General features: G+C 75.4%; 1 protein-coding gene. It reads right to left on the minus strand.

Annotated features, from left to right (window positions below):
* Positions 1-1,194: PH domain-containing protein (locus tag C1I99_RS31595; protein WP_111137782.1), on the minus strand; the 1,194-nt coding region annotated here is incomplete at its 3' end.
* Positions 1,195-1,343 lie beyond the last annotated feature (149 nt).

A 1,343-nucleotide genomic window follows, 5' to 3' on the forward strand; every position in this document is an offset into this window, starting at 1 on the left:
CGCGGTGTCCGCGTGCACGGTGGCCAGCCCCAGCCGCCGCTGCGCCGGCCCCTGCACCACCCGCACACTCTGGATCCGGGCGTACGGCACCAGCGCCAGCTGCCGGGTGAGCAGGCCGGACCGGACGGCGAAGACCCGGTCGTCGAGGCCGGCGCCGAGCACGCCCCGGCTCAGCGGATTCACCCAGCGGGCGCGTGCCGGCGGCGGGGTGAGCGGCAGCGCGGTCAGCCGCACCCCCGGCAGCACCTCGGCGACGATGGCCGCCCCGACGGGCAGGTCACCGACCGGGAGCAGCCGGTCCGGCCGGTTGCGCGCGTCGGCCTCCCCGGCGGAGTAGCCGGCCACCTCCAGCCGCAGCCTCAGCCAGCCCTTGACTCGCCACAGCAGCGGCCAGGTCACCCCGACGGTCTGCACCCGGTGCAGCGGAACCGTCTGGGCGCGGGTCTCCAGCAGGCCGTTGCGGATGCGCAGCGTGTCCTCGTCCCGGGCCAGCCGGAAGTTCCAGTCGTCGAGCACCCGCCGGACCGGTTGCAGCAGTATGCCGGCCATGGCGGTGAGGGTGCTGGCCACCGCGATGAACGACCAGGATCCCTCGGAGAGGAACTGCGCCGCCACGAACGCCACCCCGAGAGGCAGCAGGAACGCCTGTGGCGTCAGCAGCTGGCTGACCAGCAGATCCTCGTTGCGCACCGCGTGCAGCGGCCGGCCGGGCGGGACCGCCGGCCCGCCGGCTCCCACGGCCGTGACCGGGCCCGGCGCCGCCGCCGGGGCAGCGGCCGCCCGCCCGGCGAGGACGAGCAGCCGGTAACGCAGTGCGGTCGCGTCGGCGACGCTCAGGTACGCCAGCGGCGCCTCGGTCTTGCCGCCGCCGACCACCTCCAGGCGCAGCTCGGCCAGGCCGGTGAGCTGGGCGAGCAGCGGACGGACCACCTCGACGGCCTGGAGCCGTTCCAGCGGGATGGCCCGGGTGCGCCGCCACAGCAACCCCTCGTACACCCGCAGCTCGCGGCCGACCACGTGGTAGCCGGTGTTGTACCAGCTGACCACCGCCAGCACCGTGGCGCCCAGGGCCAGCACGACCGCCATCAGCGCGAACCAGCCGAAGCCGACCCGGGACAGGGTCGACCAGGACAGCCCGGCGATCACCACGACCAGCGACTTGGCGCCGTGCAGCGCCGGGCTCAGCGGGTGCAGCCGCTGCCGGGGCTCGGCGCGCTCCGGTGCCGCCCCGGGCCACGGCGCCCCGGGATCCGGGTACGCCGGGCCGGGATGCGGCGGAACGCCGTACGGCGGTGGGGCTGTCTCTTATTACACATCTGACGCTGCCGACGAAGCTAGAAGTG

This window comes from Micromonospora deserti (assembly GCF_003236335.1).
Classification (GTDB): domain Bacteria; phylum Actinomycetota; class Actinomycetes; order Mycobacteriales; family Micromonosporaceae; genus Micromonospora; species Micromonospora deserti.